Here is an 18,250-nt window from a genome sequence, read left to right as displayed (position 1 = left end):
GGGCGGTTCTGCTGTTACTGCGAGTCGCCAGGCTCGCATCCGGGTACCCACGCCTGATCGGAGCCCCATGGACCGCCGTCACCTGCTGCGCGCCGCCGTTCTCGGCGGTGGCGCCGCCACCCTCGGCTTCAGCCTCCCCGCCCGCGCCCTCGCCTACCCCGCCGTCCCGGGGACCAGCCCGTACGGGCCGGTCGGCGCCGCCGACGCCAACGGCATCCGGCTGCCGGCCGGCTTCACCTCCCGCGTCGTCGCCCGCTCCGGCCAGACCGTCGCCGGCACCGGCTACACCTGGCACAGCGCCCCCGACGGCGGCGCCTGCTTCGCCGACGGCGCCGGCTGGATCTACGTCTCCAACGCGGAGAACAACAGCCCCAACGGCAAGGTCAGCGCCCTGAAGTTCAGCAGCGGCGCCGTGATCACCGCCGCCTACGCCATCGGCGCGGGCATGGCCCGCAACTGTGCCGGCGGCACGACCCCCTGGAACACCTGGCTGACCTGCGAGGAGGTCGACAACGGGCACGTCTACGAGACGGACCCGTGGGGGGTCAACGCCAAGGTCCAGCGGGCCCAGATGGGGCGGTTCAACCACGAGGCGGCCGCCTGCGACCCGGTCCGCCAGGTCGTCTACCTGACCGAGGACAAGCCCGACGGCGGCTTCTACCGGTACGTCCCGACCGGCTGGGGCGGGGCCACGGCCCTGGCCACCGGCACGCTCCAGGTCCTGCGCCAGGTCGGCGGCGTGCTGTCCTGGGCCAACGTCCCCGACCCGGACGGCTCGCCGACCGCGACCCGGTACCAGGTCACCGGCATGAAGGTCTTCAACGGCGGCGAGGGCGCCTACTACCGCAACGACCGGTGCTTCTTCACCACCAAGGGCGACAACAAGGTCTGGGCGTACGACGCGGCGGCCCACACCCTGCACACCGTGTACGACGACAACGTGCCCGGCGCCATGCTCACCGGCGTCGACAACGTGACCGGGGACGCCCACGTCGGCGACCTGTACGTGTGCGAGGACGGCGGCGACATGGAGATCTGCCTCATCACGCCGGGCGACGTCGTGGCGACGTTCCTGCGGGTGAACGGGCAGAACTCCTCGGAGCTGTGCGGCGTGGCCTTCAACCCGGCGGGGACGCGGATGTACTTCTCGTCGCAGCGCGGGACGACCGGGTCGGCCAGCGGCGGCATCACCTACGAGGTCTCCGGCCCGTTCCGCACCTCCCTCTGACCGGGCTCCACGACGGCGCCCGCCTGCCGCGCTAGCCGGCGGCGGGCGGGTCCACGGCGGCCTGGCCCGGGTCGCGGCCGGAGGCGGCGTTCCTGTCGATGTCGATCGCGCCGTCGCCCGTGCCGACCGTCACGTCGTTGGCGAACTGGTCGAACGCCCAGTTCGCCGGCAGCGGGTAGCCGATGTTGCCGGTGTAGCCGTAGGCCGTGTCGGCGACGAAGCTGCTCACCGTGAGGCCCGCCGCCGCCAGTCGGCTGCACGCGTGGCGCACGCCGTAGACGCCGACGCGGTACGGCGCGCCCGCGGCGTCGACCGCCGCCCGGACCGCGGTGAAGTAGGGGACGACCCCGTCGGTGATCTGGTGGTCGAACACGTCGAAGTCCACGGCGAAGTAGATGACCGTGTCGCTGCGGAACCCGTACCCGCGCGCCGCGGCGACCGCCGCGGCGCCGTCGGCGCGGCCGCGCGCGGCGGTGAAGTAGGGCGCGCTGTCCGCGCTGGTCTGGTAGATGGGGAACACGCGCAGGCCGGCGGCGAACAGGTCGGCCAGCTCGCCGGGCTGGATCTTCTTGTTGAATGCCTCGGTCGCGTTGGTCAGGTACCGGCCCACGACGCCGACGCCCGCGGCGCGCAGGGCCGCCGCCCGCGCCGGGGTCACCCGGGTGCTGCAGTCGGCGGCGTGGGCGGGCCGGCCCGGGTCGCCGTTGGCGCTCAGCAGCGACGCCCAGGTGTAGGCGTCCCCGGTGCCGCTGGCAGGCAGCGCGGCGAACTCCTGGAACGCGCGCGCCTGCGCGGCGGCCGCCGCGGTGAACGTGGCGCCGAACGGCACGTCGTACCGGCTGAAGATCAGCGAGGCGAGAAAGAGCTGGACGAAGCCCGCGGCGCCGCCGTCGGCCTGGCCGACCGCGATCGGCGGCCGCTGGTGCAGCGCCGCCCGGGTCGCCGCGTTGACCGCGCCGGTGGGCTCGGCGATGCCCAGTTCCCGCTGGACGGCGGAGACGAGCATGGCCAGCGACGGGCGGTACGCGTAGCCGTCGCAGGCCACGATGCGGTACCACGGCTGCGCGGCGTACCGCCGGTTGAGCCACTGCTGCACCGCGCGGACGGCGGCGGCTCCCCCCGCCAGCAACTGGTAGGCGTCCATCGTGAGCAGGGCGCGGAACTCCGTCGGCGCGAGCGTGCTGCGCGGCTCGGCCAGGCCCATGTCCCGGCGCAGCGCCCCGACCGACCGCCCGGTCTCGGACCCCCACGCACCGCTGACTCCCTCGCCGGGGTAGCCCTTGCAGTACAGCCCACACTGGGCGATCTTGATGACGTTGGCCGGCTTGCCGGCCGCCAGCATTCCGATCCTCTCGGTCACCAGCCGGAATGTCGTCGGCCCGAAGTTTCCGTTGACCTGGGTCGGATCGAGACCGACCTCGTACTGCAGGGCGCGGACCAGAGCCTCCACGGTCGGTTGGCCGGTGCGGCCGTCCTCCGGCACGGGCTTCCAGTTCACCCGCCCCGCGTAGGTCGCGTTCAGCCACCGCTGCGCCCGCAGGACCATGTCGTCGAACGGCGGCGGGGCCGCTGCGCCGCCGGTCGGCGGCGGGCCGGCGGCGTGCGCCCGGCCGGCGAGCAGGACTCCGGCGCCCGCGCCGGCCGCGACGAGCAGTGCCCGGCGGCTGACCCGGACGGGGTGGTGCGGCATGGCGGGGCTCCCTCGTCAGCGACTGCGGTACGACGCACGGCCGGTGGTCCCGGTGCCGGGCGGTAGCGGTCGATGCTGCCAGCCCGCGCCGTCCCTGCCAGCCCTCTGTCGCCATTGCGACAGCAGCCTGACCTGAGCACGACCTGGGTGGACGTCCTTCCCGCAGGTTGACCGGACTGCCAAATGGTGCCTATAGTGCTAGTACTATGAGGTGGGTAATTGATCATTCGGCCCGGGAGTCGCTCCAGCGCCAGATCATCAGGTGCGTGCGGCAGGGCGTGGCCTCCGGTGAGCTGCGCGTCGGCGAACAGCTTCCGCCGGCGGTCGAGCTCGCCGCGGCCCTGTCGGTCGACCGCAACACCGTGCTGGCCGCCTACCGGCAGCTACGCGACGAGGGCGTATTGGAGTTTCGCCGCGGCCGGGGGGCGCGGGTGGCGGCCGCCGCCCCGGAACCCGCCCCGGTCACCGAGGCGGCCCGGCTGCTGGTGACCCTCGCCCGCCAGCACGGGCTCGGACGCAGTGACCTGATCCGCCTCATCGAGGCGTTGACGTGACCACCGAAAGGACGGTGTCTCCGATGACCGCATCCGCGTGGGCCGGACCGGGCCGGTACGCGATCTACACCGGGCGGGCGACCAACTGGCCCGTGGTGGCGTTGAGCGCCGTGCTGGCCGTACCGCTGCTGATCATGGGGAAACCCGCGGACGGACGCGCGGCGGCGGTCCCGCTGCTGCTGGTCGTCGTCGGGGTGCTCGCCGAGGCGGTGACCGCCGGCAGCGTCCGCACGACGGCCGGTCCCAACGGCGTCTCGGTCCGCTTCGGACTGTTCGGCTGGCCGCGCTGCACCTACCGCCTCGACCAGATCGCGCACGCCGAGGTGATCGACCTGCCGCTGTGGCGCGTCGCCTACGGGTTCTGGTGGACCCCGCGCCGCACCTGCTGCACCGTCCGGTCGGGGCCGACGCTGCGGCTGACGCTGCGCACCGGCCGGACCGTGACCGTCACCGTGCCGGACGCCCCCGCCGCCGTCGCCGCGCTCCGCGAGGCCACGGCGACCTGAGCGGGCTGTGCCGGGCGCCGCGCCGGGTCAGGAGTGTGGGCGCGACGGGCGCCGCTGCGCCTCGGCGAGCTGGTCTTCGAGGGCGATGATGCGGCAGGCGGCCGCCAGATCGGTGCCCTGCGCGCACATCTGCTGGGCGCGCGCGGCCAGGCGTAGCTGGCCGCGGGAGTAGCGCCGGTGGCCGCCCGCGGAGCGGTGCGGATCGATCAGTCCCGCCGCGCCGAGCCGGCGCAGGAAATCCTGGGTACAGCCGACGATCTCGGCGGCGCGCCCCATCGTGTAGGCGGGATGGTTCTCGTCGTCCATCATGTCGTCGGATCGGCCCATGCCACCTCCAGAACGGGGGCCCCGGCGCGGAAGCACCGGGGCCCAGGGCTGACGGGTCAAAACACCTTCACCGACAGTGTCGGCTTGTCAAGTCCGCACCGGGCGAGAGTGCCTCGCATGCGGGGACCGCGTAAAACGTGACCGGAGAACCACCTTTCGTACGATGGAAACTGCGGCGTCCGCGCCTGACCCTTCGCGTGCGGCCGGGGGCGGGCGATCCAACGGTGTGGCCCTCCCTTTCCCTCTGTTTCCTGTGACTTCGGTGCTACTGCCCTCCGGCGACGGCCCTTACCGCTCTGGCCGCGGTGCCTGGGAAGGCATGTGGTGCTGGTGCGGGCGGGCCCCAAGGACCCGGCCCGCTGGCCCGTCAGGCGCGGGCACTCCGTCTGCGTCTTCGCGGAACTGCTTCTGGGATGTGGGAAAGAATATCTGGACACAACCAGGATGTCTACCGGTCAGCACACAGATTTTCTCGGCGCGGCGCGGCGCGGCGCGGCGCGGCGCGGCGGTCGCGGCCCGGCGGGGGTGTCTGTGCCCCAGGCCCGGCGGCTCGCCGACGGTCCGACCGACGGCGGCGGATAATCGGCTGTGGGTACTGCCGACGCTCCCGTACCCTCGCCCGGCCGGGGGCGGACAGGCTCACGGCGGGCGGTGAGTTACTGACCGGGGGTGTCTGCGATGACGTGTCGACTGTTCGCGGTCTGCTTCGACGCGACCCGACCGCGGCACCTCGCGCGGTTCTGGGCCGGCCTGCTCGGCCGGGAGGTCGTCGAGGACGCCGGTGGTGTGCTCCTGCCTGGCGGGGACACCCGGCCGGGCCTCCGGTTCGTTCCGGGCGGAGCGCAGGGGGTGGGCCCCAACCGCGTACACCTGCACCTGACCAGCGCCGAGCCACCCGACCAGGAGCGCACGGTGGCGACCGCGCTGCGGCTCGGGGCCGGGCACCTGGACGTGGGGCAGCGGCCCGAGGAGGGGCACGCGGTCCTGGCCGACCCCGAAGGCAACGAGTTCTGCGTGATCGAGTTCGGCAACGCCTTCCTCGCGGGGTGCGGCCTCCTCGGCGAGGTCGCCTGCGACGGCAGCCGGGCGGTCGGCCTCTTCTGGAGCGCGGCGCTGGACTGGCCGCTGGTGTGGGACCAGGACGAAGAGACGGCGATCCAGTCGCCGCACGGCGGTACGAAGATCGCGTGGGGAGGCCCGCCGGTGGCCCCGAGGCACGGCAGGAACCGGCAGCGCTTCGTACTCGCCCCGCCTGTCGGCGGCGACCACCGGGCGGAGGTCGAACGGCTGGTCTCCGCCGGGGCCACCAGGGTCGAGGTCGGCGCGGACGGCGCCGTCGTGCTGGCCGATCCGGACGGCAACGAGTTCTGTGTACTGCCCGGCCGCCAGACCGGCGCGGGTTCCTGACCGGGCGCGGGGCAGATGCTCGCTTATCCGGCCGTTGTCGGAACGCAGCGTCGCGCTACGACTGCGTTTTCGGCAGGCCGTGCCACGCCCAGCGGCGTTTGCGTGCCGGGAATAGAGTGCGATTCCCTGCCGGGGACCGGCGAGATCGTGAGTCGTTCGAGAGACTGAAGCGTCTGCCAACGTGGGCGACCCACAGGGAGGATCGGCTGTGTCGATGATCGTGATCGGGCGTCGCCACTTGACAACGGTCTGGTGTGTGGCGTTGCTGGGGATCCTGGTCGGATGTCAATCCAGCCCTTCGGAGCGGGCCGCCGGGAGTGGGACAGATGTCGCATCGCTCCAGGCCACCACCGGTTGGGTCGTCTCGCGGGTCGATGCGGGCGGACACATGCTCAACGTCAACTGCAGGGGCGGCGGCTCACCCGCGATCGTGTTCGAGAACGGGTTGGGCGACAATCTGGGTACGTGGTTCGAGACCGGGGTGGCCCCCGCCTTTCCGCTCGTCCGCACCTGCGCCTACGACCGGGTGAACACGGGCACGAGTGATCGCGTCCCGACGAGGCACACGGGCAGGGACAGTGTCCGCGAGTTGCACAAGATCATGACGGTGACCGCCACGCCGGCGCCTCGTGTGCTGGTCGGCCACTCGTTCGGGGGCCTGCTGGCGGCCATGTACGCCGGCACCTACCCCGCTGCGGTGACGGGGCTCGTGCTGGTTGACCCCTCCCTGCCGGCTGATGTCGAGACATACCGTCTGATCCCGGAGCGGGAGCGGATTTCGGCGATGGCGCAGGAAGAACGGAACCCCGAGCGTGTCGACTTCTTCGACACGCTTCGGCAGGCGGAGGTACTCGTGCCCAAGGCCGTGACTATCCCAGTCTGCGTCCTGGCCTCGACCAGAGGGGGTGCTGTGCCGCCGGGTTGGCCGGCAGCCGACGTCGTGGCCGCGAGGAAGAAGGCCCTGCGGGAATTCACGGCGCAATTTCCGCGCGGCGAGCTGCGGTTCGTCGACTCGGGTCACTACATCCAAACAGAGCAGCCCAAGCTTGTGATTGGCGCAATACAGCGAATTCTCGAAATCGCGCGCGATTCGTCACGGTGATCTAGATCTGGACAATGTGTCCCGCGTTATGCGAGTGCGTGGGGGGCGCATTCTGCGGACAGACGGCTGTTGTCGATCGCATTCTCGCCAGGCGCGCCCGGCAGGATTCGAACCTGCGACCAACTGCTTAGAAGGCAGCTGCTCTATCCGCTGAGCTACGGGCGCCTGCGGCCGCGTGGCCGTGAGCAGGTTACCCTTTCGCGCCGCGCCCGGCACGCCGCCGTCCGGGCGCCCGTCACGCCTCCAGGTAGGCGCCCAGCCAGCGCCCCCACTCCGCGAACACCTCGGCCTGCACCGGCGGCGCGGACAGCGTCAGGTCGTGCAGCCCGCCGGCGATCCGCACGAGGGTCACGTGCCGGCCGAGCTGCGGCGCCCAGCGGGCCATGTGCGCGACGTTGAGCACGGCGTCGCTGCTGGTGACGTCGTCGTGCCAGCGCGAGCCCAGGTAGCTGCGGTCCGACATGGTCAGCAGGACCGGCACGTCGATCGCCAGCCCGGCGCGCAGCCGCCGCTGGCCGGCCCGGATCGCGCCGAGCCAGCCGGCGCGGATCGGGAAGCCGCGCAGCGGCTTCCAGGCGAGGTCGTACGCCCAGGTGCCGCGCCGCGAGGCGTGGATGCTCTCGCCGTAGTGCGGGGTCAGGCCCGGCAGGAACACCTGGCCGGGCCGGGCCCGCCCCACGCCCGCGAGCGCGCCCAGCACCGGCCGGCGCAGCAGCCACGGCGCCTGGAAGTCGAAGAACGGGCTGTTCAGGACGAGTCCGTCGACGATCCGCTCGGCGCGCCGGGCGTGGGCCCACAGCGCGCCGATGAGGCCGCCGGTGGAGTGGCCGAGGAGCAGGAGCCGGTCGTGGCCGTCGTCGTCGCGGATGAGGCGGGCGGCGGCATCGAGTTCGGGGCGGTACTCGGTGAGGCTGCGGCAGAAGTTCGGGGTCTGGTGGGGGAGCAGGCTGCGGCCGTACTTGCGCAGGTCCAGGGCGTAGAAGTCCCAGCCGCGGTCGGCGTAGTAGTCGGCGAGGTGGGTCTGGAAGAAGTAGTCGACGAAGCCGTGGACGTAGAGGACGGCGCGGGTGGTGGGCCGGGCGGCCCGGCGGCGGACGAGGGTGGCGACGACGGGGCCCTCGTCGTCGGGGGGCAGCGTGATGGTGGTCTTCTCGTACGGCGGGCCGAGCAGGTCCATCTCCATTCCCGGATCGTACGACCGAATTGCCCCGCCGGCTCCCGCTTCGGCGGCCCCCTCCGTATCAGGTCTCCATGTGGGACGCCCTGATATCCACAGCCGGACCGGTATCCACAGGCGAGTCGCCGCGGCGGTGGCGGTCGGCGCGGCACCGGGGCGAAGGTGGGCGCTCCCAGCGGAGGAGGCCCACGTGTTCGACACCTACCTGACCATCACCGGGAACGTCCTGGTGGCGCCGACCTGGCGGCGGACCCAGCGCACCCAGGCCCTCGTGGCCAACTTCAAGGTGGCCTCCACCTCCCGCCGCTTCGACCGGGAGACCGGCGCCTGGGTCGACGGCGACAGTCTGCGCGTGCGCGTCAACTGCTGGCGCAGGCTGGCCGAGGGCGTGGCCGCCTCGGTGATGGTGGGGGACCCGGTCGTCGTGGTGGGCCGGCTGTACACGCGCGACTGGACCGACGCCGACGGCGTGAACCGGACGACGTACGAACTGGAGGCGGTGTCGGTCGGCCACGACCTGGCCCGCGGGCGTAGCGCGTTCACCCGCAACCGGCCGGTGCCCGGTACGAGCGAGGTCGCCGGGCCGGAGCACGACGGCCGGGTCCGCGGGGAGTCCGCCCTCGCGGTGCCGCCGCCCGGCGGGGGGCGGTGGGTCGGCCCCGACGGCGGGGACGGGTACAACCCCGGGCGGTACGGGGGCGGTGGCTCCTACGCGCGCGGGGTCGGGGCGCCCGAGGAGGGCCCGGTCCCGGACGAGTCCCCGGACGACGCCGTCCGCGCGCTGCGCGGCGGGGGGTTCGCCGCCGACGGTCGCCGGGAGGTCCACGACGGTCCGCGGGATCACGACCCGGCCGACGCCGACCCGCTGGACGACGAGCCGGACGACGACGGGCCGGCCGGGCCGGCCAGCGCCCCGGGGGTCACGCCCGTGGCCGGTCCCTGGGCAGCTTCGATCTAGGGACGTCCCCGCGGTCTAGGCTGCGGTGACATTCGGCGCGCCGTCGAGGCGGCGCCCGTCCGCGACAGGGTGCCGGCGTCGACAACTGCGCAGGGAGGCGACATGACCAGGGAGTACCGGCCGTCCTCGCCGTGGGCCGCGTTCGTGGCGCAGGCCGGCGGGCTCGTGGCCGGCTTCGCCCTGGACGCGGCGTACGGCGATCCGCGACGCGGGCACCCGGTCGCGGGGTTCGGCCGGTTCGCCGCGTTCCTGGAGCGCGCCACGTACCGGCCGGGCCGAGGCGCCGGCGCCGTGTTCGCGGGCCTCGCCGTCGCGGCCCCCGTGCTGGTCGGCGTCGCCGTCCAGCGGGCGACGCGGCGCCGGCCTGTGCTGCGCGGGGTCGCGGTCGCGGCGGGTACCTGGGCCGTCCTCGGCGGCCGGACCCTGCGGCGGGAGGCCACCGTCATGGCCGACGCCCTCGACGCGGGGGACCTGGACCGCGCCCGCGCCCGGCTGGGACACCTGTGCGGCCGGGATCCGGCGGCGCTGGACGCGGCCGGCCTGGCCCGGGCCACCGTCGAGTCGGTCGCCGAGAACACCTCCGACGCGGTCGTCGCGCCCCTGTGCTGGGGGGCCGTCGCCGGACTGCCGGGCCTGCTGGGGTACCGCGCCGTCAACACCCTCGACGCGATGGTCGGCCACCGGTCGCCCCGGTACGCCCGGTTCGGCACCCCGGCCGCCCGGCTCGACGACCTCGCCAACCTCGCGGCGTCCCGGCTGACCGGCCTGCTGATCGTGGCGGTGGCGCCCCTGGCGGGCGCGGACCGGGCGCAGGCGTGGCGGGTGTTCCGCCGCGACCGCGCCGACCACCCGAGCCCCAACGCCGGCCAGTGCGAGGCCGCCATGGCCGGCGCGCTGGGCGTGCGCCTGGGCGGCCGCAACGCGTACGCCGGGCGGACCGAGACCCGGCCGCTGCTGGGCGACGGGCCCGCGCCCGGCGCCGACGCGGCCCGCCGCGCCGCGCGGCTCTCCGGCCTGGTCGGGCTGGCCGGTGTCCTGTGCGCCGTCGCCGCGGTCGGGGCCGGCGGCGCGCTGGCCCGGATCCTGGGGCGCCGAGGGCGTCCCGCCGGTGTCGGGCCGCCCGACCGCACCGGCGGCCGGGCGGCCCCACCGGAGGAGGTGCCCGCGTCGCGGCGGCGGGCCGTCGCGGCCGGGCGGCAGCGGTGAGCGGCGGCCTGCTCGTCGCGGGCACGACCTCCGATGCCGGCAAGAGCGTCGTCACCGCCGGCATCTGCCGGTGGCTGCGCCGCCGCGGCGTGGCCGTGGCGCCGTTCAAGGCGCAGAACATGTCCAACAACTCGGTGGTCGCGGTCACGGCGCGCGGCGGCGGGGAGATCGGGCGCGCGCAGGCCATGCAGGCCGCGGCCTGCGGCCTGGCGCCGGACGTGCGGTTCAACCCGGTGCTGCTCAAGCCCGGCGGCGACATGACGAGCCAGGTCGTCGTCCTCGGCGAGGCGGTGGGCACCGCGGCCGGCCGCGACTACCGGGTCTGGAAGCGGCGACTGGCCGGCACGGTCTTCGACACGTACGAGGCGCTGCGGCGGGACTTCGACGTCGTGGTCTGCGAGGGCGCCGGCAGCCCGGCCGAGGTCAACCTGCGCGCGGACGACTTCGTCAACATGGGGCTGGCCCGGCACGCGGGGCTCCCTACGGTCGTCGTCGGCGACATCGACCGGGGCGGCGTGTTCGCCGCGTTCTTCGGCACCCTCGCGCTGCTGTCGGCCGCGGACCAGGCGCTGGTGGCCGGGTTCGTCGTCAACAAGTTCCGCGGGCACCTCGACCTGCTCCGGCCGGGCCTCGACCTGCTGCGGGAGCGGACCGGCCGGCCCACGCTCGGCGTCCTGCCCTACGCCGCCGACCTCTGGCTCGACGGCGAGGACTCGCTGGCCTACGGCGCGGTCGTCGGGCGGCCCGGGCCGCCGGTGGGCAGCCAGTGGCTGCGCGTCGCCGCGGTACGGCTGCCGCGGATCTCGAACTCCACCGACGTCGAGGCGCTCGCGGCCGAGCCGGGCGTCCGGGTCCGCCTGGTCACCGAGCCGGCCGAGGTCGCCGACGCCGACCTCGTCGTGCTGCCGGGCAGCAAGGCGACTGTGGACGATCTGGCGTGGCTGCGCCGCACGGGGCTCGCCGACGCCGTCGTCGCGCACGCCCGCGCCGGCCGGCCGCTGCTGGGCATCTGCGGCGGGTTCCAGATGCTGGGCAGGCGGATCCACGACGACGTGGAGAGCGGCCGGGGGACGGTCGAGGGGCTCGGGCTGCTGCCGGTGGAGGTGACCTTCGCGCCCCGCAAGACGGTGCGGCCGGTGGCGGGCGCGGCGTACGACGGGGTGCCGGTAACGGGGTACGAGATCCACCACGGGCAGGTCAGCGCCAGTGCGGCGGCGCCGTTCATCCGGTGCGACGACGGGGCGGCCGAGGGCGCGCGGGCCGGCGACGTCGTGGGTACCCACTGGCACGGCGCGTTCGAGTCCGACGGGTTCCGGCGGCGGTTCCTGGCCGAGGCCGCCCGCGCCGCCGGCCGCGGCGGGTTCGCGGTGGCGCCCGACACGCGTTTCGGCGCCGCCCGGGAGGCCACCCTGGACCTGCTGGCCGACCTGGTGGAGGAGCACCTGGACACCGGGGCGCTGTGGCGCCTCGTCACCGACGGCCCGCCGCGGGGCCTGCCGTTCGTCCCGCCCGGAGCCCCCGATTGACGGCCTGCCCGCCGGGGCCGCGGGCAGGGGCGCCGCGGCCTACCATCACGGCTATGACCCCACCGACGAGCGACACCGACGTGCGCGCCGCGATCGCGCGTGAGCTGCCCGGCGTCCGGGCGGACCTGGAGCGCCTGATCCGCATCCCCGGCATCGCCTTCCCGGGCTTCGACCACAACGAACTCGACCGCAGCGCCGAGGCCACGGCCGCCCTGCTGCGCGGCTGCGGCCTCGCGGTGGAGATCGTCCGTGCGGGCGGCCAGCCCGCCGTCATCGGCCGCCGCCCGGGTCCGCCCGGCGCGCCGACGGTGCTGCTCTACGCCCACCACGACGTGCAGCCCACCGGCGACACCGCGCTGTGGGACAGCGACCCGTTCACGCCGACCGAGCGCAACGGCCGGCTGTACGCGCGGGGCGCAGCCGACGACAAGGCCGGCATCATGGTGCACGTGGCCGCCCTGCGGGCCCTCGGCCCCGACCTGCCGGTCGGCGTGGTGGTCTTCGTCGAGGGCGAGGAGGAGTACGGTTCCGAATCCCTGGAGCCGCTGCTCGCCGCGCACCGCGAGACCCTCGCGGCGGACGTCATCGTGATCGCGGACTCGGGCAACTGGGACATCGGGGTGCCCGCCCTGACCACCTCGCTGCGCGGGATCGTGAACTGCTTCGTCGAGGTCCGGGTGCTGGAGTCGGCGGTCCACTCGGGCATGTTCGGCGGGCCGATCCCCGACGCCCTGACGGTCCTGTCGCGGCTGATCGCCAGCCTGCACGACGAGGCCGGCGACGTCGCTGTCGAGGGCCTGACGGCAACCGCGGCGGCGCCGCTGGACCTGCCCGGGGAGCGGCTGCGCCGCGAGGCCGGCGTGGTCGGCGGACTGGAGTTCATCGGTACCGGGCGGCTGGTGGACCGGCTGTGGACCAAGCCGTCGGTCGCGGTGCTCGGCATCGACGCCCCGTCCACCGAGGGCGCCCCCAACGCGCTGGTCCCCGCCGCGCGCGCGAAGATCAACCTCCGGCTGGCGCCCGGGCAGGACCCGAAGGCCGCGTACGCGGCGCTGTGCGCGCACCTGGAGCGGCACGCGCCGTGGGGGGTGCGGCCGACGGTGACCCTGGAGCAGGACGGCGCGCCGTGCGTCATCGACGCCCGCGGTCCGGTCTACGACGCGGTGCGCGCGGCGTTCCGGTCGGCGTGGGACGGCGTGGACCCGGTCGACATCGGCGTCGGCGGGTCGATTCCGTTCATCGCCACCTTCCAGGAGATGTTCCCCGACGCGGCGATCCTGGTCACCGGCGTCGAGGACCCCCAGTCGGCGGCGCACGGCCCGAACGAGAGCCTGCACCTGGCGGAGTTCCACCGCGCCTGCCTGGCCGAGGCGCTCCTGCTGCACGCGCTGCGCCCCGCCGCCGCGGCGGCGCCGCAGCCGGCGTCCTCGGCGACGCCCGGCACCTGACCCCGGGGGCCGGCACGGCCCGCGAGCGTCAGCGGTCCGCTACCGGCCGGTCCGGCTGCCGGCCCGGGAGTGCCAGCGGGCCGGCACCGGCCCGCGAGCGCGGTCAGCGGGCCGGTGCCGGAGCGGGCGCCGGGGACGGCGGCGCCGGGCGCGGCGGCGCGTGGGCCTCCCGGCGGACCAGCCAGACGAAGCCCACCCAGGTCATCACTGCGAACAGCCACCACTGGACCACGTACCCGGCGTTCTGCCAGGTGCGCTGCCGCGGCGACTCCACCGCCGCCAGCGGGTCGCCGCCCGGGTCGGGGGAGTCGGCGTCGCGCAGCAGGTACGCCCCGAAGGTGGGGTACGGCAGCAGCGGCGCCAGGTGCGCCGGGGAGATCCGGCGCACCTCGGGGCGCCCGTCGACCCGGTCGACCGGCCCCGCGCCGGACTCCGGCGGCGCGACCCGCCCGACGACGGTCACCTCGCCGGGCGGGGGCGGCGGTACCGCGGGGCGGGCGCGCGCGTCGCCGCCGACGGCGGCGATCCAGCCGCGGTCCACGAGCAGGCCGGCGCCGCCGGGGAGCCGCAGCGGGGTCAGGACCTCGAAGCCGCGGGCGCCGTCCCGGTTGCGGCCGCGCACCAGGACCTGGTGGGCGGCGTCGTAGCGGCCGGTGGCGGTGACGCGCGCCCACTGCCGGGCCGCGGGCGGGGCCGCTCCGACCGCGCCGGCCGCGGCGCCGGGAACGGGCAGCACGGCGGCCACCGGGGCGGGGACGGTGGCCTCGGCGGCGGCGACGCGGGCGTTGCTGGCCGTCCGCTGGGCGTAGCGCTCGTACTGCCACACCCCGGCGAGCACCATGAGTGCCGAGGCGAGCACGGTCAGCGCGGCGTATCCGAGCCACCGCGGGCTCAGCAGGAACCGGTACACCCGCCGAGGCTAACCTGCCCGCCCGCCGCGGCTCCCGCTGTGATCCGCACCACCCCGGTCGGCCCCGGGCGGTCGGCGCGGCGGCCGGGAACAGCCGGTATTGTCCCCACCCGGCGCTCCGCCCGGAGCGTTCGCGCACCGATCGAGCGAGGTGGTTGTGACCCGGATCGCGGTCCGCCGGTTCCCGCTGTTGACGGTCTCCGCGCCGCGGCTGCACGTGCGCCGCGTGGTGGAGGAGGACGCGGCCGCGATCGCCGCCGTGTTCGCCGACAAGCTGACCCAGCGCTGGCTGCCGTTCTCCGCCGGCTTCGACCGCGCGGAGGGCCTGGCCTGGTGCACCGAGCTGGCCGACGAGCGCCGCGACGCCGGGGCCGGCGACCACTACGCGGTGGTGCGCCGGGAGGACGACCGGGTGGTCGGCTGCGTCTGGGCCAAGCGCACCGACTGGGGCGCCCGCTCCACGGAGCTGAGCTGCGCCGTCGCCAGCGACGTGCGCGGGTTCGGGCTGGCCGCCGAGGCGCTGGACGCGCTGACGGTCGCGCTGGTGCTGGAGCACGGCTTCCACCGGGTCGAGGTGCGGGTGGCGCCGGGCAACCTGGCGTCGCGGCGGGTGGTCGAGAAGGCGGGGTTCTCGTACGAGGGCCTGCTGCGCGACGCCGGCTTCACCCACAGCGGCCGGGTGGACCTGGAGGTCTGGTCGATGGTCGCCGCCGACCTGCGCTGAGGCCGGCGGCGACCGCGGGCGTCAGTAGACGATGTCCCGCGACGGCGGCCGGAAGTTGACCGTCCGGGCGCCCGCCAGGCCGTCGCGCAGGGTCTGCGCCGCGGTCTGGATGGGCTTCCAGGAGTTCCAGTCGCCGACGTTGTTGAACGGGTTGTCGGGGTCGGCGATGAAGCTGGCCGCCGCGAGCTGCGGGGTGTAGCCGACGAACCAGGCCGCCCGGGTGTTGTCGGTGGTGCCGGTCTTGCCGGCCACGGGCCGCCCGACGATGCCGCGCACCTCCGGGGCCGTCGACCAGCCGCCGCACCCGCCGCGCTGCGCGCCGGAGCCCGTGACGCAGCTCGCGGCGTCCGAGGCGGCGCGCGCCACGTCCTGGCTGAACACCCGGTGGCACTGCGGCGCGGCCACCTTCACGCCCTGCTTGGCCAGGTCCGCGCCCGTCGTCCGCTTGACGCTGAGGACCGGCAGCGGCTTGCAGTACACGCCCTCCGCGCCGATGGTCGCGTACGCGTTGGCCATCTCCAGCGGCGTGGTGTCGGCGACGCCGAGGGTGAAGGCGCCCCAGGTGTCGGCCTTGGCGGGGGACGCCTGCTGCTGGTCGATGTCCGTCCGCCACTGGAGGCCCAGCTTCTCCGCCATGCGGACCGCGCGCTCGGCGCCGACCTTCTGTTCGAGCTGGACGAAGTACGTGTTCACCGACTTGCCGAAGCCCGACCACATGGTCTGGGTACCGGTCATGCCCTTGCTCGCGTTCGACGGGCACCACCGCCCGCCGCAGGACTTCGGGTCATTCCACCCGGTGTGGTACTTCGACCGGTACTTGTACGGCGCGTAGAAGCTCGTGTCCAGGCTCATGCCCCGGTCGAGGGCGGCGAGCATCGTGAACATCTTGAACGTCGAACCGGCCTGGTACCCGGGCAGGTCGCCGCCGCCGAGCAGCTTGTTCACCGTGTTCGGGTAGTTGCCGCGCGCCTCGCCCCGCTTGCCCGGGTCGCTGTGCTCGCCGTTGCCGTCCTGGTCCAGCGAGTACACCCGGTTGACGCCCATCGCCCGCACCCGCCCGGTGCCCGGCTGGACCGCGACGACCCCGTGCGCGAACTTGCTGCGCGCCTCCTGCTTGTTGAGCACGTGCCGCTGGGTGCGGGCCTGCAGCGTCGGGTCCAGCGCCAGGGTGATCCGGTAGCCGCCGCGGCGCAGGTTGTCCTCCCGGTCGGCCGGGTTGCTGCCGAACGCCGGGTTGTTGAGCCACCAGCCCTTGAAGAAGTCGCAGTAGAAGCCCCAGTCGTTGTGCGACTTCGGGATCGACGTGCAGTCGTTGGGCGGGTCGGTCAGCTTGAGCACGATCGGCTGCTTCTTCGACTGGGCCGCCTGCTGCGGGGTGATGAAGTGCAGCGCCGCCATCCGGTCGATCACGTAGTTGCGCCGGGTCGCGGCGGCCTTGCGGTTGTGCGCCGCCGGGTCGTACGCCGACGGCGCCTGCACCAGGCCGGCGAGCGTGGCGGCCTCGACCAGGGTCAGGTCGCGGGGCGACTTGGAGAAGAAGACCTCCGAGGCGGCGAAGACGCCGAACGCCCGGTGCCCGAAGTACGCGGCGTTGAGGTACCGCTCCAGGATCTGGTCCTTGTTCAGCTTCTTCTCCAGCAGCAGCGCCAGCCGCATCTCCCGGACCTTGCGGCCGCTGGTCTGCTCGGTGGCGGCCAGCACCTCGTGCGGCGTGCGGGCGCCGTCGCGCAGGGCCATCCGCACGTACTGCATGGTGAGCGTCGACGCCCCCTGCGAGACACCGCCGGCCTGCTGGTTGGCGACGAACGCCCGGGCCACGCCCTTGGGGTCGACGCCGCCGTGCTCGTAGAACCGGTTGTCCTCGGCGGCCAGGATCGCCTGCCGCATGTACGGCGACATCTTGGTGATCGAGGTGTACCGCCGGTGCTCCTCGTAGAACATCGTCACCAGCGTCTTGCCGTCGGCCGCGTAGACGTACGTGGTCTGGGCCGGCGAGGTGATGTGCATCTCGCGGGGCAGCGCGTCCAGCTTCTCGGCGCCGGCCTTCAGCGCCAGCCCGCCGACCGCGGCGATCGGGTAGGCGACGGCGGCCAGCGCGACGCCGGCTATGACGCCCGTACGCAGGACGTGGGAACTGATCCGAAGCGAGGCCAAGGCGCGGGTGAACACATACAGAAAGTATGTCAACGACCATATCCGCACAGGAGAAACCGTCCAAGAGGTGTGAATCGACCAACAGGGGGTGGTGGAGGTACCGCGGGGGTGACGCGGAGGGGATGATGGGGCGACCACGGGAGGCGCCCATGACCGAGCCGGAGTACACGGTCGGGCCGGATCTGGACCACCACGGCGACGCCGAGGTCGGTCCCGGACTGGTGGACCTGGCCGTCAACGTCCGACCCGGCCCGCCGGCGTGGCTGGCCGCGTCGATCGCCGCGTCGCTGGCGCGCCTCGCCAGCTACCCTGACCCGCGTCCCGCCCGCGACGCGCTGGCGCGGCGGCACGCTAGACCTCCTAACGAGGCGTTGCTGACCGCGGGTGCGGCCGAAGCTTTCGTGCTCCTGGCGCGTACCGCGCGCCCCCGCCACGCCGTGGTCGTGCACCCGCAGTTCACCGAGCCGGAGCGCGCGCTGCGCCAGGCCGGGCACCCCGTGGACCGGCTCCTGCTGCACCCGGACGAGGACTTCGCCCTCGACCCCGACCGCGTCCCGGCCTCCGCGGACCTCGTCGTGCTCGGCAACCCCACCAACCCCACGTCGGTGCTGCACCCCGCGGCGGCGGTGGCCGCGCTGGCCCGCCCCGGCCGGATCCTCGTCGTCGACGAGGCCTTCGCCGACACCACCTGCCGGCCCGCCGGCCCGACCCCCGGGCCGCCCGCCCCCAGGCCGCCCGCCGCCGGGCCGTCCGCCGCCGGGCCGCCGGCGGACGGCGAGCCGGAGTCGCTGGCCGGGCGGCGGGACCTGCCGGGCCTGCTGGTCGTGCGCAGCCTCACCAAGACGTGGGGGCTGGCCGGGCTGCGGGTCGGCTACGTCCTCGGCGAGCCGGACCTGCTGGCGGCGCTCGCCGACGCCCAGCCGCGGTGGTCGGTCTCCGGCCCCGCCTGCGCCGCGGCCGCGGCCTGCGCGACGCCCGCCGCCGTCGCCGCGGAGCGCGTGCTCGCCGCGGAGCTGGCCGCCGCGCGGGCGCACCTGGTCGCGGGCCTGCGCGGCGTCCCGGGCGTCGGGGTCGCCGGGCACCCCGCCAGCGCGTTCGTCCTGATCCGGTGTGCCGGCGCGGACCGGATCCGGCTGGCGCTGCGGGAGCGCGGGTGGGCGGTGCGGCGGGGGGACACCTTCCCCGGGCTGGGCGCCGACTGGCTGCGCGTGGCGGTGCGGGACACTGCCACGACGGATGCGTTCGTCGCCGTGCTGACAGAGACCATCAGGAGTGCCGCGTGACCGGATCGTTCGAGGAGCGGGTGGCCGCGACGGTGGCCGCCGTCCGGCCC

At 74.7% G+C, this 18,250-nt stretch carries 15 protein-coding genes, 1 tRNA gene and 1 pseudogene; 11 read left to right on the top strand and 6 right to left on the bottom strand.

Translation table 11 applies throughout. The features are described 5' to 3' along the window. Positions 1-67: 67 nt before the first annotated feature. Entirely contained in the window at positions 68-1,228 is a 1,161-nt protein-coding gene (locus tag IEY75_RS16965) for an alkaline phosphatase PhoX (protein ID WP_189115348.1), read from the top strand. A gap of 31 nt (positions 1,229-1,259) precedes the next feature. Here IEY75_RS16965 and IEY75_RS16960 read toward each other — a convergent pair whose 3' ends face one another. Further along, positions 1,260-2,918 (bottom strand): glycoside hydrolase domain-containing protein, encoded by a 1,659-nt coding sequence (locus IEY75_RS16960; protein ID WP_189115347.1) that lies wholly within the window; start codon positions 2,916-2,918, stop codon positions 1,260-1,262. Between the two features lie 206 nt (positions 2,919-3,124). Here IEY75_RS16960 and IEY75_RS16955 point away from each other — a divergent pair, with 206 nt between their 5' ends. Together IEY75_RS16955 and IEY75_RS16950 are read left to right on the top strand one after the other, a co-directional pair. Further along, complete coding sequence (locus tag IEY75_RS16955) at positions 3,125-3,472, top strand: GntR family transcriptional regulator (RefSeq protein ID WP_189115346.1); 348 nt, start codon at positions 3,125-3,127, stop codon at positions 3,470-3,472. 23 nt (positions 3,473-3,495) lie between these two features. After that, complete coding sequence (locus IEY75_RS16950) at positions 3,496-3,978, top strand: hypothetical protein (RefSeq protein WP_189115345.1); 483 nt, start codon at positions 3,496-3,498, stop codon at positions 3,976-3,978. Positions 3,979-4,005: 27 nt separating this feature from the next. On the opposite strand, the gene IEY75_RS16945 is transcribed toward IEY75_RS16950, so the two are convergent. Next, positions 4,006-4,305 carry a helix-turn-helix domain-containing protein gene (locus tag IEY75_RS16945; protein WP_189115344.1) on the bottom strand — a complete coding sequence of 100 codons (300 nt, stop codon included), beginning with the start codon at positions 4,303-4,305 and terminating at the stop codon, positions 4,006-4,008. A gap of 678 nt (positions 4,306-4,983) precedes the next feature. Between IEY75_RS16945 and IEY75_RS16940 the strand changes: the two genes are divergently transcribed. Both IEY75_RS16940 and IEY75_RS16935 read left to right on the top strand, forming a co-directional pair. Then, complete coding sequence (locus tag IEY75_RS16940) at positions 4,984-5,712, top strand: VOC family protein (protein ID WP_189115343.1); 729 nt, start codon at positions 4,984-4,986, stop codon at positions 5,710-5,712. Between the two features lie 214 nt (positions 5,713-5,926). Next, a complete protein-coding gene (locus IEY75_RS16935) occupies positions 5,927-6,814 on the top strand; it encodes an alpha/beta fold hydrolase (protein ID WP_229789818.1) in 888 nt (295 codons plus the stop codon). 92 nt (positions 6,815-6,906) lie between these two features. Here the strand turns inward: IEY75_RS16935 and IEY75_RS16930 are convergent. Together IEY75_RS16930 and IEY75_RS16925 are read right to left on the bottom strand one after the other, a co-directional pair. After that, positions 6,907-6,979, bottom strand: a tRNA-Arg gene (locus tag IEY75_RS16930). A gap of 79 nt (positions 6,980-7,058) precedes the next feature. Next, positions 7,059-7,997 (bottom strand): annotated as a pseudogene (locus tag IEY75_RS16925) (alpha/beta hydrolase); the annotation flags it as partial. Between the two features lie 184 nt (positions 7,998-8,181). Between IEY75_RS16925 and IEY75_RS16920 the strand changes: the two are divergent. The 4 genes from IEY75_RS16920 to IEY75_RS16905 all read left to right on the top strand — a co-directional run bounded on the left by IEY75_RS16920 (position 8,182) and on the right by IEY75_RS16905 (position 13,129). After that, entirely contained in the window at positions 8,182-8,949 is a 768-nt protein-coding gene (locus IEY75_RS16920) for a single-stranded DNA-binding protein (protein WP_189115340.1), read from the top strand. 102 nt (positions 8,950-9,051) lie between these two features. Continuing rightward, complete coding sequence (locus tag IEY75_RS16915) at positions 9,052-10,155, top strand: cobalamin biosynthesis protein (protein WP_189115339.1); 1,104 nt, start codon at positions 9,052-9,054, stop codon at positions 10,153-10,155. After that, a complete protein-coding gene (locus IEY75_RS16910; protein ID WP_189115338.1) occupies positions 10,152-11,681 on the top strand; it encodes a cobyric acid synthase in 1,530 nt (509 codons plus the stop codon). The genes IEY75_RS16915 and IEY75_RS16910 overlap by 4 nt, the downstream gene beginning before the upstream one ends. Positions 11,682-11,734: 53 nt before the next feature. Then, complete coding sequence (locus IEY75_RS16905; RefSeq protein ID WP_189115337.1) at positions 11,735-13,129, top strand: dipeptidase; 1,395 nt, start codon at positions 11,735-11,737, stop codon at positions 13,127-13,129. A gap of 103 nt (positions 13,130-13,232) precedes the next feature. On the opposite strand, the gene IEY75_RS16900 is transcribed toward IEY75_RS16905, so the two are convergent. Next, positions 13,233-14,039: an SURF1 family cytochrome oxidase biogenesis protein gene (locus IEY75_RS16900; RefSeq protein WP_189115336.1), complete on the bottom strand. Its 807-nt coding sequence runs from the start codon at positions 14,037-14,039 to the stop codon at positions 13,233-13,235. A 157-nt stretch (positions 14,040-14,196) separates the two neighbouring features. Here IEY75_RS16900 and IEY75_RS16895 point away from each other — a divergent pair, with 157 nt between their 5' ends. After that, positions 14,197-14,763 (top strand): GNAT family N-acetyltransferase, encoded by a 567-nt coding sequence (locus tag IEY75_RS16895; RefSeq protein WP_229789808.1) that lies wholly within the window; start codon positions 14,197-14,199, stop codon positions 14,761-14,763. 21 nt (positions 14,764-14,784) lie between these two features. Here IEY75_RS16895 and IEY75_RS16890 read toward each other — a convergent pair whose 3' ends face one another. Beyond that, positions 14,785-16,932, bottom strand: a complete 2,148-nt coding sequence (locus tag IEY75_RS16890) for a transglycosylase domain-containing protein (protein ID WP_189115334.1) — start codon at positions 16,930-16,932, stop codon at positions 14,785-14,787. Between the two features lie 134 nt (positions 16,933-17,066). Between IEY75_RS16890 and cobC the strand changes: the two genes are divergently transcribed. Then, positions 17,067-18,200 (top strand): Rv2231c family histidinol phosphate aminotransferase CobC, encoded by a 1,134-nt coding sequence (gene cobC / locus IEY75_RS16885; RefSeq protein WP_229789806.1) that lies wholly within the window; start codon positions 17,067-17,069, stop codon positions 18,198-18,200. Positions 18,201-18,250 lie beyond the last annotated feature (50 nt).

Source organism: Pilimelia terevasa (assembly GCF_014647915.1).
Taxonomy (GTDB): Bacteria; Actinomycetota; Actinomycetes; order Mycobacteriales; family Micromonosporaceae; genus Pilimelia; species Pilimelia terevasa.
Note: the sequence above shows the minus strand (reverse complement) of the source record. Positions and strands in the feature narration are given on the sequence as shown.

Coding starts and splice junctions, on each gene's coding strand:
- IEY75_RS16965 (WP_189115348.1), top strand. CDS start 68: ATGGACCGCCGTCACCTGCTGCGCGCCGCCGTTCTCGGCGGTGGCGCC.
- IEY75_RS16960 (WP_189115347.1), bottom strand. CDS start 2,918: ATGCCGCACCACCCCGTCCGGGTCAGCCGCCGGGCACTGCTCGTCGCG.
- IEY75_RS16955 (WP_189115346.1), top strand. CDS start 3,125: ATGAGGTGGGTAATTGATCATTCGGCCCGGGAGTCGCTCCAGCGCCAG.
- IEY75_RS16950 (WP_189115345.1), top strand. CDS start 3,496: ATGACCGCATCCGCGTGGGCCGGACCGGGCCGGTACGCGATCTACACC.
- IEY75_RS16945 (WP_189115344.1), bottom strand. CDS start 4,305: ATGGGCCGATCCGACGACATGATGGACGACGAGAACCATCCCGCCTAC.
- IEY75_RS16940 (WP_189115343.1), top strand. CDS start 4,984: ATGACGTGTCGACTGTTCGCGGTCTGCTTCGACGCGACCCGACCGCGG.
- IEY75_RS16935 (WP_229789818.1), top strand. CDS start 5,927: ATGATCGTGATCGGGCGTCGCCACTTGACAACGGTCTGGTGTGTGGCG.
- IEY75_RS16915 (WP_189115339.1), top strand. CDS start 9,052: ATGACCAGGGAGTACCGGCCGTCCTCGCCGTGGGCCGCGTTCGTGGCG.
- IEY75_RS16905 (WP_189115337.1), top strand. CDS start 11,735: ATGACCCCACCGACGAGCGACACCGACGTGCGCGCCGCGATCGCGCGT.
- cobC (WP_229789806.1), top strand. CDS start 17,067: ATGACCGAGCCGGAGTACACGGTCGGGCCGGATCTGGACCACCACGGC.